Raw genomic sequence first — 15,366 nt, 5'->3', positions numbered from 1 at the left:
CAGTGGAAGGGACCGGAAGAGGGGCGCCTGTCCCGAGCCTGGATGAGGCGGGTGCGCGATCACGAACCGGATCCTCGCGCGTAGAGCGCGATCATCCGGACGGGAGGCCGGTCCGGCGGGAAAGCGCGAGACCGGACAAGGACTTGGAGCCATGCCCGACCGCGCCGCGACCCGGCCTCGTGCTAGCCCGCGTTCTTGGAGAGCGCGACCGCGACGAAGCGGGTCACGCCCTTCTGGTTCTTGACGCGCATCAGCACCGCCTTGCGCCCGCTCGATTCGGCCGACCGGATGCGCTCCGCGACCTCGGAGGGCTTCGAGACACTCTGTCCGGCGACGTCCAGGATGACGTCGCCCTGCTCGATGCCCTTGGCGGCGGCCGGCCCGTCGGGATCGACCTCCACCACCACCACACCCTCGTCCGAGAGGCCGACATCGGCGGCCGGAGCGAGGCTGAGGCCGAGGCGGGGCTGGCCGTCGGAGGTGTCGCCGCCGCGGCTCGCCACCTTGGTGTCGTTCGGCAGCGCCCCGAGCGTGATCGTCGCGGTGTCCTGCTTGCCGCCGCGGAGATACGCGATCTCCACCTTGGCGCCGGGCTTGAGGCCCGCGATCTTGCGGGACAGCTCCTTCGCGTCGTTGACCGCGTTGCCGTTGACCGACTCGATCACGTCGCCGGATTTCAGGCCGGCCTTGGCGGCCGGCGTGCCGTTCTCGGCGTGGTCGACGAGGGCGCCCTTCGGCTTGTCGAGGCCGAGCCCGTCCGCGATGTCCTTGGTCACGGGCTGCACCTGCACGCCGAGGTAGCCGCGGGCCACCTTGCCGTCGGTGCGGAGCTGCTCGACCACCGCCTGCACGGTCTCAGCGGGGATCGCGAAGGCGAGGCCCACGCTTCCGCCGGACGGCGAGGCGATCGCCGTGTTCACGCCCACGACCTCGCCGTTCACGTTGAAGGTCGGGCCGCCCGAATTGCCCTTGTTGATCGGCGCATCGATCTGCAGGAAGTCGTCGTAGGGGCCGGCGCCGATGTCGCGGCCGCGGGCCGAGACGATGCCGGCCGTGACCGTGCCGCCGAGGCCGAACGGGTTGCCGATCGCCACCACCCAGTCGCCGACCCGCGGGGCCGCCTTCCCGAACTGGACGTAAGGGTAACTCCCCTCGTCCTTGATCTTCAGGAGGGCGAGGTCGGTCTTCGAATCCTTGCCGATCACCTTGGCGTCGAGGGTGCGGTTGTCGTCGAGCACGACCTGCACCGTCTTGGCATTGTCGACGACGTGGTTGTTCGTCACCACGTAGCCGTCGGCCGAGATGATGAAGCCCGAGCCGACCGCGCCGCGCTGGCCCTGGCGCTGGGGCATGCCCTGCATGCCGCCGCCCTGGCCGTTCTGCCCGAAGCGCTTGAAGAACTCGCGCAATTGCGGCGGCACGTTCTGGAGACCGCGGCCCTGGCCGGAGCCTTGGCCAGAACCTTGGCCAGGCCCGTCATCGTCGTCCGACGAGGCGCTCGCATCGAGCTTCACCTTCACCGAGACGACGCCGGGCTTCACCTTGTCGACGACGTTGGCGAACGAGCCCGGCGGGTGCTCGGGAGCCTCGATCGGGGTCTTGGGAAGCGCCTGGGCCAGGGCGGGCGTGCTCGGCTGCACGAAGCCGGCGCCGAGCGCGCCGCCCGCCACGAGGGCGGCGGCCGCCACCGAGGCGAGGGCACCGCGGCGAACGCGGGCGGGTCGGGTCTGGCAGTCGGTCATGAAGGTCGCTCCGGAGGTTTCGGAGGCCGCTCGGTCAGCGGGCCGTGGATCCGTCGTAGGGCAGACCCCCTGACCCGGGCGTGACGGCGGCATTACGGTTTCGTCAGGTCGGTGACGACGCGCCGATCCGGGACTGTGATCAGCACGTTCAGGCCGGATCCAACGACAACTTCAAATGGTATCCTCAAGTCTTGTGCAGAACAGTGACATGACGTTTCGTTAAATCGTCCATGCCAGGATATGCTTGTCTCGATTGAGATGGACCGAGCGCATTGCTCGGCTCATCGACAGAGATCCTTGCGGCCCGGCGCGGCGGGCCGCCCGACGAGAGCTTCGAGGAACGCCCCGGCATGATCCCGACGTGGTGCCGTCTGCCGACGCGGAGCCCCCTCCCCGCGCCTCACGGCGTCCAGCCCGCGCACGGGGAAGCCCCGAGGCGCGACGGCCAGGGGCGCCGTGAGGCGCGGGCGGCTCTCCTCGCCGAATCCCTGCAGGTCGCGAAGCTGGTCGCCGTCGTCCAGGTCCTGATCGCGCTGGGCGTGGCCGTCGTCTTTCGCGATACGCCGTCGCGGGCCTACGTCTTCGGGCTGGTCGTCGCCATCGGCTGCGTCGCGACGATGATGATCGTTGCGATGCGGCACGTCCGGACGGTTCTGGCGCGCGAGCCGTCGGACCGGACGGTCGTCGGCTGCACCCGGCTCCTGTCGTTCCTGCACTTCCTGCTCGGGCTGGTCTGGTCGACCATGCCGCCCACACTCATCGAGCGTTCCCTGAGCGACGGCTATTCCGCGATCGGGACGAGCGTGGGCGCAGGGCTGCTCGCGACCACGATCATGCTCGGTTCGATCTTCGCCCTCGGCGCCTGCTTCGCGCTCCCGCTCCTCGTGGGCGTGGTGATCGCCGCGGCGCGCCTGGACGCGCCGTTCGACATCTTCTTCGTGATGCTCCTCGCGATCTATGCCGGCTTCCTGCTCAACCACCATCACCATATGTGCACGCTCGCCCGCCGCCGCGTGCTCGACCGGATCACGGTCGGGCGACAGGGCGAGACGATCGGGCTCCTCCTCAACGATTTCGCCGAGGGCGCCAGCGACTGGCTGTGGGAGACGGATGCGGACGGGCGGTTGCGCCACGGCCCGACGCGGATGGCCGAGGCGCTGAACGGCCCGGCCGCCGACCTGTCCGGCGCGAGGCTCGACGAGCTGCTGACGCGACACGGCACCGGGAGAGCCGCCGAGGACCCCTCCCCGAGCCTGGAGGCGGTTCTCGAAGCCATGCGGCGGCGCGTGCCGTTCCAGGGCGCGCCGATGCCTCTCGCCATCGGCGGTGCTGTGCGCTGGTGGCAGCTGAACGGCAAGCCGATCCACGATGCCGGCGGGGCGTTCGCCGGCTACCGCGGGGTCGGATCGGACGTCACGCAGGCGCACGAGGCGGAGGCGCGCATCGCCCATCTCGCCAGCCACGACGTGCTGACGGGGCTTGCGAACCGCGCGGCCTTCCAGGGCGCGATCGCGCGCGCCTGTGATCCGCGCAACGGTCCCGCTGCCGCGGCCGCGCTCCTCTACCTGGACCTCGACGGCTTCAAGGGGGTCAACGACCGCGCCGGCCACAGCTTTGGCGACCGCCTTCTGCAGAGGGTGGCCGAGCGGCTGCGTGCGCGTGCGAAGGCGGCGGACGGGATCTTCCGGCTCGGCGGCGACGAGTTCGCCATCCTGCTGCCGTGCCCCGCGCCGGTCGAGGGGCATTCCCCGGCAGCCGCCCTCGCCGGCGCCCTCGTGGCCGACATCGCCCGGCCGTTCCGCATCGAGGGGGCCCAGTTCGAGATCGGGGTGAGCATCGGGATCGCCCACACGCCGCGGGACGCCGCGGATCCGACGGCGCTCCTCGCGCGGGCGGACCTCGCCCTCTACGCGGCCAAGGCGGCCGGCAAGGGCAGCTGGCGCACCTTCGACCCCGCGCTCGAACACAGGTCCGCGCGCACCCGCCGCCTCGACGCCGACATGCGCCAGGCGTTGGCGCGCGACGAGCTGGACCTGCACTACCAGCCCCTGGTGCGCTTCGGCGACGGCGCGATTGTCGGCTTCGAGGCCTTGCTGCGCTGGCACAAGCCGGGGCAGGGCTGGATCTCGCCGGGCGAGATCATCCCGATCGCCGAGGAGACGGGCTTCATCGTCGAGATCGGCACCTGGGCTCTTCAGCGCGCCTGCCGGGATGCGCTGGCCTGGCCGGGCCAGCGGATCGCGGTCAACATCTCCTCGCTCCAGTTCCGGATGCCGGACTTCTACGATCGGGTGGCCGAGGCGCTCGACGCCACGGGCATCGCGCCGGAGCGCCTCGAGATCGAGATCACGGAATCGATCATCCTCGACCTCACCGGCGAGGTCATGGAGACCCTGCGCCGACTGCGCGAGCGGGGCGTGCGCATCGTGCTGGACGATTTCGGCACGGGCTACTCGAGCCTGAGCTATCTGACCCGCTTCCACTTCAACAAGATCAAGATCGATCGCACCTTCATCCGCGATCTTCAGAACCGGCCCGACACCGTGGCGGTGGTGGAGGCGATCACCGCGCTCGCCCGTGCCCTCGCCATGGACGTGACGGTGGAGGGGGTCGAGACGCCGGAGCAGGCGGAGATCCTGCGCGGCCGGCGCTGCGACACCGCCCAGGGCTTCCTGTACAGTCCCGCCCGTCCGGCGGCCGAGATCCCGGCCCTCATGCGCAGGTTCCAGGCGCATCCCGTGACCGTCCTGACCGACGCGGCGTGATGCATGCGCCCCGCGCCTGATCGACGCCGATCCGACGGCCCGCCCGAGCGGGCCGCCCCTGGCCAAGCCGGGCCGGGCGGGCCATAGCCGTGCCGCGGGGACGGCCCCGCCCGCGCCAGTGCGGGATCGAGTCGGCTGGGGACGACCCTGCCAGGGACAGGGAGCCCCTCATGGCCTGGGCCATCCTCTTCGTCGCCGGCCTTCTCGAGACCGGCTGGGCGATCGGGCTCAAATACACCGAGGGCTTCTCGAAGCTCGTGCCCTCGGCGCTGACGCTCGCCGCGATGGCCGCCAGCGTGGTGCTGCTGTCGCTCGCCCTGCGCAGCCTGCCGGTCGGGACCGGCTACGCGGTCTGGACCGGCATCGGCGCGGTCGGCACCGCTCTCCTCGGCATCGTCCTGTTCGGAGAGCCGGCGACCCCGGCCCGGCTTGCCTGCATCGGGCTCATCGTCGCCGGGATCGCGGGGTTGAAGTTCGCGGGTTGAGGCGCGGTCAGGCGCCGTCCTTCAGCCGCGCCAGGGCCTCGCGCAGCTTGGCGAGGCGGGCGACCTCGGCGTCCCGCCGCTCGCGGATCTCGTCCACCACCTCCTCCGGCGCGCGGGCGAGGAAGTCGGCGTTGCCGAGCTTGCCGTCGAGCTTGCCGATCTCGCCCTCGGCCTTCGCCGCCTCCTTTCCGAGGCGCGCCACCTCCGCATCGAGATCGACGATGCCCTCCAGCGGCAGGGCCGCCACGCTGCCGCGCACGAGGAGCTGCACGGAGTTCTTCGGGGCAACCTCGGCGAAGGTGATCTCGGAGAGCCGCGCGAGGCGCAGCAGCGTGTCGCGCCACGCCTCGACCCGGGCGCGCACGGCCGCATCGGCGTTGACGAGGACGAGGGGCACCTGGGCACCGGCCGGCACGCTCGTCTCGGAGCGGGCCGAGCGCACTTCGGAGACGAGATCGACCACGAAGCCGATCTCGGCCTCGGCGGCGCTGTCCGCCAAGCCTTCGAGCTGCGGCCAGGGGGCGAGCGCGAGAAGCCCCCGACCTTCCAGCCCCTCGCCCTTGATGGCCCAGAGCTCCTCCGTGAGGAAGGGCATGAACGGGTGCAGGAGCTTGGCGATCTGGTCGATGAGGAAAGCGACCGTCGCCTGCGTCTCGGTCCGGGCGGCGGCATCGGCCCCCTCCCCCTGCAGCACGGGCTTGGCGAGTTCGAGGTACCAGTCGCAGAAGATGTTCCAGACGAAGCGGTAGGCGGCCGCGGCCGCGTCGTTGAAGCGGTAGGCTTCCAGCGCGCCGGTGACCTCGGCGACGGCGCGGGCCGCCTCACCGAGCGCCCAGCGGTTCAGGACCGCTCGCGCGGCCTCCGGCCGGAAGCGCGGATCGAGCCGGCAGCCGTTGAGCTCCGCGAAGCGGGCGGCGTTCCAGAGCTTCGTCGCGAAATTGCGGTAGCCCTCGACCCGTTGCAGGCTCAGCTTGATGTCGCGCCCCTGCGCCGCCATCGCGGTCAGCGTGAAGCGCAGCGCGTCCGCCCCGTACTGGTCGATCAGGCCGAGGGGATCGACCACGTTCCCCTTCGACTTCGACATCTTGGCACCCTTCTCGTCGCGGACGAGGGTGTGCAGGTAGACCGTATCGAAGGGCACGCGGTCGGTGACGTGCAGGCCCATCATCATCATCCGGGCGACCCAGAAGAAGAGGATGTCCTTGCCGGTGATCAGCGTATTGGTCGGGTAGAAGCGGGCGAGCTCAGGGGTGCTCTCCGGCCAGCCGAGCGTCGAGAAGGGCCAGAGCGCGGAGGAGAACCACGTGTCGAGGACGTCCGGGTCGCGGGTGAGCCTCACCGGGCCGCCGCGCGCTTCCGCAGCCTTCGCGGCGGCGGCGGCCTCGTTTTCGGCGACGTAGATCCCGCCCTCGGCATCGTACCAGACCGGGATCTGGTGACCCCACCAGAGCTGGCGCGAGATGCACCAGGGCTCGATGTTGGTGAGCCACTGGAAGAAGATCTTCTCGTAATTGTCGGGGACGAAGCGCGTCTGGCCGTCGCGCACGGCCTGGAGCGCCCGCTCGGCGAGCGGCTTCACGTTCACGTACCACTGGTCCGTGAGGTAGGGCTCGATCACGACGCCCGAGCGGTCGCCGTGGGGCACGGCGTGGGTGTTCGGCTCGATGGCGCGCAGGCGCCCGCGCGCCTCCATGAGGGCCACGACCGCCTTGCGCGCCGCGAACCGGTCGAGCCCGTGCAGCGCCAGCGTCTCCGGCTCCGGCTCGGCTTCGGCGAGGAAGTCGGCGTTGCCGTCGAGGAGGATGCGGGCCTCCGGATCGAGCACGTTGATCGGCCGGCAGCCGTGGCGGCGGCCCACCTCGAAGTCGTTGAAATCGTGCGCGGGCGTGATCTTGACCGCGCCCGTGCCCTTCTCCGGATCGGAATACGCGTCGGCGACGATCGGGATCAGGCGGTTCACGAGGGGCAGGCGCACCCGCTTGCCGACCAAGGCCGTGTAGCGCTCGTCCTCGGGATGGACCGCGACCGCCGTGTCGCCGAGCATGGTCTCGGGACGGGTGGTGGCGACGGTGATGATCTGCCCGGTCTCGGCACCCGCCTCGTCGACGACGGGGTAGTCGAAGTGCCAGAGATGGCCCTTCACCTCGATCTGCTGCACCTCGAGATCCGAGATCGCTGTCTGGAACGTCGGGTCCCAGTTCACGAGGCGCTTGTCGCGGTAGATCAGGCCCTGCGCGTGAAGATCGACGAAGACCTTGAGGACGGCCGCGGAGAGGCCCTCGTCCATGGTGAAGCGCTCCCGCGACCAGTCGCAGGAGGCGCCGAGGCGCTTCAGCTGGTTGACGATCGCGCCGCCCGATTCCGCCTTCCAGGCCCAGACCCGCTCGACGAACGCCTCCCGGCCCATCGTCCGGCGGTCCGGCGCGCCGGTCTCGGCGAGCTTGCGCTCGACGACCATCTGGGTCGCGATGCCGGCGTGATCCGTGCCCGGCTGCCAGAGCACATCGCGGCCCCGCATCCGCTCGAGGCGGACGAGGATGTCCTGGAGCGTGTTGTTGAGGGCATGACCCATATGCAGCGTGCCCGTCACGTTCGGCGGCGGGATCACGATGCAGTAGGGGCTGGCTCCGGCCCGCTCGGGGCGCCCGGCGCGGAAGGCGCCTCCGGCCTCCCAGGCGGCGGCGATGCGCGCCTCGACGGCGGCGGGGTCGAAGGTCTTGTCCATCATCGGAGTTCGGGCCGGTTTGAGCGCGCAGCGTGAGCGCCCGCTTTCAACCCGTCCCGGCGCCCGCGTCAACACGGGCGCGCCCGACGGGGCCGGTCAGCGGCCCCGCGAGACCCGCTCGATCTCCGCGCGAACGAGCCGCTCGACCATCACGGGGAGGTTGTCGTCGAGCCATGCTTTCAGCATCGGGCGGAGCATGTCGCGGACGAGATCCTCCAGCGTCCGGCTGTTCTGGCTCAGGACGGTATGGGCCAGGAGGTTGAAGGCTTGGCTGACGTTCGCGTCCGTGGCCGCCGAGACCAGGGGCTCCTCCGCGTCGAGGAAGGCCTCGCGCGGCGGGCTCGCCCGCGGCGGCTCGGGCGGAGGCGCCTGCAGCCGCGCGGGCTCGGGGGCTGCGCGCACCGGCGGCGCGGGCTCCGGCTCCACCTCGATCGCGTCGAAGTCGAGGGGTTCGTCGGCGAAGTCGATCGGGTCGGGTTCGATCGGCGTCGGCTTGACCGCCTGGGGCTTGCGCACCGGCTCGGCGACCTCGGCGAGGTCGAGCACGTCGTCGTTCTCCGGGACCGGCGCGGGGCGAGGTGCCTCGTCGCCGGGTTTGGCCGCCTGATCGTCGGCGATGATGCGGCGGATGGAGGCGAGGATCTCCTCCATCGAGGGCTCGCCGGCCTTCTCCAACGCCTTGTCCTGCGGTTTGGGGCTCGCTGCACTCATGCGGACGGCGCTCGGGCGGGAGGTGAAACGGTCTGGCGGTTCGAGATCAGTATTTCACGCTTGTCCGCCGCAGCAAGCGCACCCGCGACACAGTCCCACGTAAATCCTGCCCCACGTAAATCCTGCCGGATCCGTGCCGGGCGGCGGGAGCACGGCAGCGGGCGAGCCGCTGCCCGCGATGGGACCGACCGAGACCGCCGTCTCAGCGGCCGTCGGGCGTCCGCACGCCGTACCAGAGATCCTTGACCTGATCGAAATGGGTCTTGGCGCTGTAGGCGGCGACCGGCAGCGAGACGAAGCGGGCCGTCAGGCGGCCCATCGCCTGGACGACGCCGTAGGAGAAGATCACGCGGTCGCGCTGGGCCAGGATCAGCTGCACGCGGGCGTTGAGCAGTTCCTGCTGCGCGTTCAGCACGTCGAGGGTGGTGCGCTGGCCGACGCGGGCCTCCTCGCGCACGCCGTTGAGCGCCACCTCGTTGGCCTGGACCTGCGCCTGCGAGGCGATCACGCGGGCCTTGGCCGCTTCCAGGTTGCCCCAGGCCGTGACGATGGCGGAGCGGATCTGGTCGCGCGTCTGCTCGACCTGGATGCGGACCTGCCCCACCGTCTCCTTGGCCTGGCGGATCGCCGCGTACTCGGCGCCGCCCTGGAAGATCGGGATCGTGACCCGGCCGACGATCGCGGCGGTGACGCCGTTCGAATTGGCGAGCTGCTGGTCGTAGCGCTGGTTGACCTGACCGGACAGGCCGACCGTCGGGTAGAGCTGGCCCTCGGCGACCCTCACCTGCGCCTCGGCAACGTCGACCGCATGCAGGGTCGACAGGATCGAGGGATGCTCCTTGAGGCCGATGTCGATCGCCGCGTTGAGGTTGCCCGGCACGAAGCGGTCGAGGGGGCGGCCGGGGGCGAGCTGGCGCGGCTCGACGCCGATGACCTGCCGGTAGATGCCGATGCTGGCGCGCAGCTGCGCCTCCGCGGCGCTCACGTCCGAGCGGGCGCCCGCGAGACGGGCCTCGGCCTGCGCCACGTCGGTGCGCGTCACCTCACCGACGTTGAAGCGGTCGCGGGTCTGGCGGAGCTGCTCCTCGAGCACCTCGACGTTGTTGCGGCGCAATTCCAGGCTCGCGGTGTCGCTGAGCACGTTCATGTACGCCTGCACGGCGTTGAAGAGCGTGGTCAGCTCCGTGAAGCGCAGGGTCTCGCGCTCCTGCATGACGCGGGATTCCGCGCCGCGGGTGCGGTTGTCGGTCTGGAAGCCGTTGAACAGGGTCTGGTTGACGGTGAGGCCGGCACCGCCGGGCAGCGTCGTCTGGTCGATGTTCGCGCCGCTGAACCGGCCCTGGAACTTCGAGACGCCGATGTCGGCGTCGATGCTCACGGTTGGCCGATACCCGGACTGGGCCGCGGCCACGTCCTCGTCGCGGATGCGCACGCCGGCGCGGCCGGCATTCAGCACCGGGTTCCCGCCATAGGCCCGGGCAAGGGCGCTCTCCAGCGTCTCGGCGCCGCCCGGGCTTGTGGCCGCAAGCGTAGCCGCGACCGTCAGGCTGGCCAGCCGGAGCGCGGGGCGCGTCGCAGGTTTGCGTTCTCTCACGTCGGTCAGCCCTTGCGGTTTCTCGAAAGAACCGGATCTCCGTCGAGCGACGGAAGCGGCGCGGTGTTACGCGCGATCCGGTCAAGTCCGCCCTGATGCAACTTTAGCCGAGCTTGAGCAGTCGGGCACAGAGGTGTGAGCGCCTTCGGGGCGGAATCGCCGGCGGGTGGCGCATAAAAGCGACACTTTCGGAGGGCGCGAACGGCTGCGGAGGGGGCTTGTCCACGCTTTCCCCGAGGGGAAGCGGAACGCGCGCGGCGCGCCCGGGCGCAATGTCCGTGGGCGTACGAAGCCGGGACGGATTGGGCCGTTGGGGCGCCGCGGCCTGCAACGCGAGAGCGAATCGACTGACGGCAGGATCGCGCCGACCTGGCATGACCCCGCACGGACGAACCGCTCGGGTGCCGTCAGAACGAGAAGGCGGCCTCTGCGGCGAAGGCGGACAGCCCCGGCAGGGAGGCGTCGAACAGGGGGCGCGCCCCGAAGGCGTCGCCCGCCCTCACGAACAGCGTTGCCTTGGCGGCGCGCTCGCGGCCGAGCACGCAGGCGAGCCGGCCACCGTCCTTGAGCTGATCGAGGAGGGCCTGAGGGCGCACCTCGACGCGGCCGGCGATCAGGATCGCGTCGTAGGGACCCTTGTCCTTCAAGCCGGCCTGCAGCGGCCCCTCGACGACCTCCGCCGTCCCCGCGAGGCGCTCGCGTGCGCCCGCGGCGAGATCCGGCACCGTCTCCAGCGCCACCACGGCGGCGCCGAGCCGGCTCATCAGGGCGGCGGCGTAGCCATAGCCGGCACCGACGTCGAGGACGCGCGCGCCCGGCCGGATCGAGAGGGCCTGGATCAGGCGGGCGAGCACCATCGGGGCGGGCAGGAAGCGCGCATCCCCCTCGGCTCCGCCGAGGCGCAGCGTCTGGTCGATATAGGCGAAATCCTCGCGGCCCTGCGGCACGAAACGCTCGCGCGGGATGGTGTCGAAGGCGTCGAGCACGGCGACGTCGTTCACGTCGAAGGTCCGCAGCTGACAATCGACCATGAGGCGTCGCGCCTGCGCGTAGTCGAGCATGATGGCCGTCTTCCCTCGCTGCGTGACCCGGCGCATTCCGCCGCCCGCCATCGGGCCGGAACCGGCGCAGCGCTCAAGGTCGGCGGCTTTTCCAAGATCGGCCGCCAAAACGCAAGTCGTCGATGTCCGTGGAGAAGGGCTGGGGCGGCGCGGAACGCCCGCGGCTCTGAAGATGATGGAGGCCTCGCCCGGAATCGAACCGGGGTGCAAGGATTTGCAGTCCTCTGCGTAACCACTCCGCCACGAGGCCGTCCTGCATCCTCTCCGAAGGCCGGATGCATCCCGGAGCAGGCGGCCGCCCCGGGGAGTGCGGGTCTCTAGCAGAGGGTCGGTGGCCTGGGCAACGGGATTTCTCATTCCCGTCGCGCTTCGCCCCGCCCCCGCTTCGTTCCGGGCGGAATCGTCAAACAACCCGCAACCACGCCCTTGCGCCCGGCACCCGGGCTGTGTAGAGACACCGCCGCGGTCCCCGATAGCTCAGTTGGTAGAGCAAGCGACTGTTAATCGCTTTGTCGTAGGTTCGAGTCCTACTCGGGGAGCCAAACCTTTTCAGGCACTTGGCCAAGGTTCTTGATCGAACGCTCGAAGGGCGTTCGCGAGCCGCCGGAGCCTCAGCGCCCGGAGATGCCGGGGCACCTCACCACCATCGTCCTTCGCGCGTCCAAGCCGAGGCCGGGCCGTCACGCGCGGAGCAGGTGGAGATTGTAGCGGCCGAGCGGGTCCTGCCAGAAGCCGGCCGCCTCCCAGCCCCCCGCCGCCGCGAGCCGCCGGAACGCGTCGGGCGTGTATTTGTGCGATGTGTCGGTGCGGATGCTCTCGCCCGCCGCGAAGGTGAGGGGGCGGTCGCCCAGGCGGTAGGTGGCGGCTGCCCGTGCCACGAGATGCGCCTCGACGCGCTCCGGATCGGGGCAGAGCCGAACCTCGTGGCGGAAATTGCCGGGGTCGATGTCGGTGTCGAGCTCGCGCCGGAGGCGCGCGAGCAGGTTCAGGTGGAATGCCGCCATCAGCCCGTCCGAGCCGGCATAGGCGCCCTGCAGGGCCTCGCGGTCCCAGGTTGCGTCCACCCCGACGAGGAAGAGGCTCGGCCCGAGCGTCGCCCGTGCCCGGTCCAGGAAGGCGGTCGCCTCCGCGGGTGTGAAGTTGCCGATGCTGGTGCCGGGATAGAAGCCGAGGACGCTGCGCCCCTCCAGCGTCACCGGGAGGCGCACCGGCTTCGTGTAATCGGCGCAACTCCAGAGCATCTCGACGTCGGGATAGTCGGGCGCGAGCCGTGCGACCGCGGCCGCGAGATAATCGCGCGAGATGTCGATCGCCACGTAGGCCGCGGGACGCGCCAGGGCATCGAGCAGCGTCCGGATCTTGCGGCTCGCGCCGCTGCCGAACTCGATCACCGTCGCGCCGGGGCCGAGCCGCGCCGCCACCTCGGCCGCCGCCCGCGGCAGGAGGGCGCTCTCCTCCCGCATGGGATAGTAGTCGGCGTGTCCGCAGATCCGGTCGAACAGGCCGGAGCCCGCCTCGTCCCAGAGATACTTGCCGGGCAGCGATTTTTCCGGGGCCGTCAGCCCCGCCAAGGCGTCGCGCAGGAACTCGGCGCGCTCCCCCTCCGGACCGCTCACGAGCGGGTCGCGGTGAGGACGACGAGGGCGATGCGCTCCGCCTCCCCGTAGGCCGGATCGTCGAGTTCCTCGCCGTAGGCATCGGGGTCGTATTCCCGATAGGACCAGTCGAGACCGGCGCGGGCGCAGGTCGCTCCGGCCGCGTCCCGGAACCCGTCCTCGCCCTCGACGATCGCGGCGCCCGTGAAAAGAACGAGGCTCCCGCCCGGCGCGAGGCGCTCGGTCGCGGCCTCGACCACCGAGAGCGACAGGCCGGCCCCGAGCGGGCCGCCGCCGTGCCGGTAGGCGCGCTCCGAGGCATCGATCATGAAGGGCGGGTTGGAGACGATGAGGTCGAAAGAGCCCTCGACGTCCTGCAGGAGGTCGCTCCGGCGGGTCTCGATGCCATCGACCCCGGCGAGCCGGGCATTGACGCGCGCGGCGCGCAGGGCTGCGGGATTGATGTCGACGAGGACGGTCTCGGCGCCGGGACTGCGCTTGGCGAGCGCGATCCCCGCCGCTCCGGAGCCGCAGCCGATATCGGCGATGCGGCGCGGCGGACGCTCAAGGCCGTCGAGATGCGCCAGCACCGCCGCCACGAAGCGCGTCGTGTCGGGCCCGAAGAAGACCGCGTCGGCCGCGCTCGGCGGGTAGGCCGAGTGGGTGAACAGCTCCCCGTCGAGGCTCGACAGGCGGATCGTCGGACGCAGGAGCCCGCCGTCGCTCACGGCGGCTCCCGCCTCCTCCATCAGCCGCGCCAGCCCCTCGGGCAGACGATCCGGCCGGACGGGACGGCTCCAGCCGAACACGTCCCGGAGGCTGCGCGCCTCGGCGTTCCGGGGCCTCGCGTTGACGCGCGCATGGCTCGCGGGCGTCACGGTGGTGAAGCTGTAGCCCGTCTCGCGCACGGCCCGCGCCAGAGCGAGAAGCGCCTCCTCATTCTCCGGAAAGGGGCTCGGCTGGGTCGCCATCCCGACCTCGGCACCCATCTCAGCTCTCCATCTGCGGAGCGAGGAAGGCGCCCGTGCGCAGGTCCGCGGCGACCTGCTGCGCGTCCCAAAGGGGTGTCTCCTCTCGGCGCCGGAACGGGCAGGCCCAATCGTCCGCCACCGCGCGCCCGCTGAACTGCCGGGCGGCCGAGCGCTCGCCATGCTCGGCGAGCATCGGATTCGCCGAGCCCGCGAAGGCCACGTCCCGCTCGACGATCGAGGTGCGCAGGCGCTCATAGCGCCCCTCCGCCCGCAGACGCTCGAACTGGTCGTGCAGGTTGAAGACGAGGACCGGGCTCTCGAAGCGGCGCGCAGGCCGGCTCGCACCCGGATGCAACCCGACGATGAAGAAGCCCTCGCCGCCGAGGCTCACCGAGAAATGCGGGTCGTCCGGGTCCGCCGTGACGCGCGGATCGTAGCCTTGACCGAGGCACTGATCCTTGTCGGAGAGGGATTGGACGCGCGCCCACAGCGCCGCCTCGAACGCCTCTTCCGAGAGGGTGTCCGGCCCCTCGAACACGACCGCGAAGCTCTGGAACAGGTCCCGCTGCTCGCGGTAGCGGCAGATGAAGGCGAGCAGCGCCGGGTAGATGCGCAGGTCGTCCCACCCCGAAGCGATGTCGCGCGCGACCATGACCTTCATCTGCCCGCGCGACAGGGCGGATTTCGCACCCACGCAGGGAAAGGGTGCCTGTCGGATGAAGGTTCGGAAACGCTCGGCCAGGGGATGGGTGCTGTCGTCGGTGGGCAGGAACATTGCGCCTCGTGTCGTGGTGCCGAAGTCAGCCGCAGTGCCGCCCGACGGTCGTCGAACGCACAAGCGCGGCCGCCCAGCGGCTGATCGCAAGAAGATCGCGGTGGGAACCGTCGTGGCCGACCATGGTTCCGTGCAGTTGAGTCGCATCCACAGATATTAATCTGCGTTAATCTGCGTAATGGAGGCGCAATCCGCTTGAATTCTGAAACATATCTGTCAGTCCAGTACGGAAAGTCCGTCGGCGCTCATCATGTTTCATCCGAAATCTCGTAGAGAATCGGTTTGAAAGCGAAGTTGTTCGATTGCGGAGCCGAGCAGGCGGTGAGCCCGATGATCAGGTCGGTCTCCGCCCGGAGCACGATGCGGTCGCCCGCCCGGCTGAGCGGCGGTCGCACCGCCAGTTCCCCGGTCGTGCCGTCGACCGTGACGTTCATGAAGACGTTGAAGGCCACGGGGATGCGGTCGGGACCGATGCCGTAGGGGGCGAGCGCGTGGGCGAGATTGCCGAAGCAGCCGCGATGGGGCTCGGCCTCGTCGTAGAGGATCCGGAACGTGTCGGCCGAGCAGGGCGTCAGCAGGAAATCGTGGCGCCCGACCGTATCCTCGACGATGCGCAGCAGGACGTTGCTGCGGTTCGAGTAGAGCGCGTCGCCGGTCGTCAGGTAGATGCGGTTCGCGTAATCGAGGCTCCGCCCGGACGAGATCACCTCGTCGATGTCGTCGGCCGCGAAGGCGAGGAGATCGGCGACCTGCTCGCCCTCCGGGTCGATCACCGTGAGGTGCTGCCCGCGCGCGAGACGGAATGCGGCGCCCGACCGCGGCGGGATCGTACACCGCGTCCCGGGTCCCCTCTGCGGCGGCGTATCGGCTAGTGAATCAGGCATCGGAACGCGTCCCTCGCGGTCGCCGACAGGATGACGGGCCGCGGGCGTGAACGTGCGA

11 protein-coding genes and 2 tRNA genes are annotated in these 15,366 nt (G+C 70.6%); 3 read left to right on the top strand and 10 right to left on the bottom strand.

The window, feature by feature from the left end; genetic code table 11:
• Nucleotides 1–182 precede the first annotated feature (182 nt).
• Entirely contained in the window at nucleotides 183–1,742 is a 1,560-nt protein-coding gene (locus J2X36_RS20180; RefSeq protein WP_310353073.1) for a Do family serine endopeptidase, read from the bottom strand.
• 350 nt (nucleotides 1,743–2,092) lie between these two features.
• On the opposite strand from J2X36_RS20180, the gene J2X36_RS20175 reads away from it, so the two are divergent.
• Both J2X36_RS20175 and sugE read left to right on the top strand, forming a co-directional pair.
• Nucleotides 2,093–4,507 (top strand): EAL domain-containing protein, encoded by a 2,415-nt coding sequence (locus J2X36_RS20175; protein ID WP_310353071.1) that lies wholly within the window; start codon nucleotides 2,093–2,095, stop codon nucleotides 4,505–4,507.
• Between the two features lie 170 nt (nucleotides 4,508–4,677).
• Nucleotides 4,678–4,992: a quaternary ammonium compound efflux SMR transporter SugE gene (sugE, locus tag J2X36_RS20170; protein ID WP_310353068.1), complete on the top strand. Its 315-nt coding sequence runs from the start codon at nucleotides 4,678–4,680 to the stop codon at nucleotides 4,990–4,992.
• 7 nt (nucleotides 4,993–4,999) lie between these two features.
• On the opposite strand, the gene J2X36_RS20165 is transcribed toward sugE, so the two are convergent.
• From J2X36_RS20165 to J2X36_RS20145, 5 genes are all read right to left on the bottom strand, one after another.
• Nucleotides 5,000–7,720: a valine--tRNA ligase gene (locus J2X36_RS20165; RefSeq protein ID WP_310353065.1), complete on the bottom strand. Its 2,721-nt coding sequence runs from the start codon at nucleotides 7,718–7,720 to the stop codon at nucleotides 5,000–5,002.
• A 93-nt stretch (nucleotides 7,721–7,813) separates the two neighbouring features.
• Entirely contained in the window at nucleotides 7,814–8,368 is a 555-nt protein-coding gene (locus J2X36_RS20160; protein WP_132254270.1) for a DUF2497 domain-containing protein, read from the bottom strand.
• Between the two features lie 262 nt (nucleotides 8,369–8,630).
• Nucleotides 8,631–10,031 carry a TolC family outer membrane protein gene (locus tag J2X36_RS20155; protein ID WP_310353160.1) on the bottom strand — a complete coding sequence of 467 codons (1,401 nt, stop codon included), beginning with the start codon at nucleotides 10,029–10,031 and terminating at the stop codon, nucleotides 8,631–8,633.
• A gap of 398 nt (nucleotides 10,032–10,429) precedes the next feature.
• A complete protein-coding gene (locus J2X36_RS20150) occupies nucleotides 10,430–11,083 on the bottom strand; it encodes a protein-L-isoaspartate O-methyltransferase (protein ID WP_310353063.1) in 654 nt (217 codons plus the stop codon).
• Between the two features lie 176 nt (nucleotides 11,084–11,259).
• Nucleotides 11,260–11,333, bottom strand: a tRNA-Cys gene (locus J2X36_RS20145).
• 216 nt (nucleotides 11,334–11,549) lie between these two features.
• Between J2X36_RS20145 and J2X36_RS20140 the strand changes: the two genes are divergently transcribed.
• Nucleotides 11,550–11,625, top strand: a tRNA-Asn gene (locus J2X36_RS20140).
• A 138-nt stretch (nucleotides 11,626–11,763) separates the two neighbouring features.
• Here the strand turns inward: J2X36_RS20140 and egtD are convergent.
• From egtD to J2X36_RS20120, 4 genes are all read right to left on the bottom strand, one after another.
• Complete coding sequence (gene egtD, locus J2X36_RS20135) at nucleotides 11,764–12,699, bottom strand: L-histidine N(alpha)-methyltransferase (RefSeq protein ID WP_310353060.1); 936 nt, start codon at nucleotides 12,697–12,699, stop codon at nucleotides 11,764–11,766.
• Nucleotides 12,696–13,667 carry a class I SAM-dependent methyltransferase gene (locus tag J2X36_RS20130; protein ID WP_310353056.1) on the bottom strand — a complete coding sequence of 324 codons (972 nt, stop codon included), beginning with the start codon at nucleotides 13,665–13,667 and terminating at the stop codon, nucleotides 12,696–12,698. The genes egtD and J2X36_RS20130 overlap by 4 nt, the downstream gene beginning before the upstream one ends.
• Before the next feature lies 1 nt (nucleotide 13,668).
• Nucleotides 13,669–14,424, bottom strand: coding sequence for a guanitoxin biosynthesis heme-dependent pre-guanitoxin N-hydroxylase GntA (gene gntA / locus J2X36_RS20125; protein ID WP_132254228.1), 756 nt, complete (start codon nucleotides 14,422–14,424; stop codon nucleotides 13,669–13,671).
• Between the two features lie 248 nt (nucleotides 14,425–14,672).
• Nucleotides 14,673–15,308, bottom strand: a complete 636-nt coding sequence (locus J2X36_RS20120; protein WP_310353051.1) for an urea carboxylase-associated family protein — start codon at nucleotides 15,306–15,308, stop codon at nucleotides 14,673–14,675.
• Between the last annotated feature and the right edge of the window lie 58 nt (nucleotides 15,309–15,366).

Source organism: Methylobacterium sp. BE186 (assembly GCF_031457035.1).
GTDB lineage: Bacteria > Pseudomonadota > Alphaproteobacteria > Rhizobiales > Beijerinckiaceae > Methylobacterium > Methylobacterium segetis.
This window is presented reverse-complemented; position numbering and strand designations above follow the sequence as displayed.

Excerpts from the sequence above, each read along its gene's own strand:
- J2X36_RS20130 (WP_310353056.1), bottom strand. The coding sequence starts at position 13,667 with ATGGGTGCCGAGGTCGGGATGGCGACCCAGCCGAGCCCCTTTCCGGAG.
- sugE (WP_310353068.1), top strand. The coding sequence starts at position 4,678 with ATGGCCTGGGCCATCCTCTTCGTCGCCGGCCTTCTCGAGACCGGCTGG.
- J2X36_RS20165 (WP_310353065.1), bottom strand. The coding sequence starts at position 7,720 with ATGATGGACAAGACCTTCGACCCCGCCGCCGTCGAGGCGCGCATCGCC.
- J2X36_RS20120 (WP_310353051.1), bottom strand. The coding sequence starts at position 15,308 with ATGCCTGATTCACTAGCCGATACGCCGCCGCAGAGGGGACCCGGGACG.
- J2X36_RS20160 (WP_132254270.1), bottom strand. The coding sequence starts at position 8,368 with ATGGAGGAGATCCTCGCCTCCATCCGCCGCATCATCGCCGACGATCAG.
- gntA (WP_132254228.1), bottom strand. The coding sequence starts at position 14,424 with ATGTTCCTGCCCACCGACGACAGCACCCATCCCCTGGCCGAGCGTTTC.
- J2X36_RS20175 (WP_310353071.1), top strand. The coding sequence starts at position 2,093 with ATGATCCCGACGTGGTGCCGTCTGCCGACGCGGAGCCCCCTCCCCGCG.
- J2X36_RS20180 (WP_310353073.1), bottom strand. The coding sequence starts at position 1,742 with ATGACCGACTGCCAGACCCGACCCGCCCGCGTTCGCCGCGGTGCCCTC.
- J2X36_RS20150 (WP_310353063.1), bottom strand. The coding sequence starts at position 11,083 with ATGCTCGACTACGCGCAGGCGCGACGCCTCATGGTCGATTGTCAGCTG.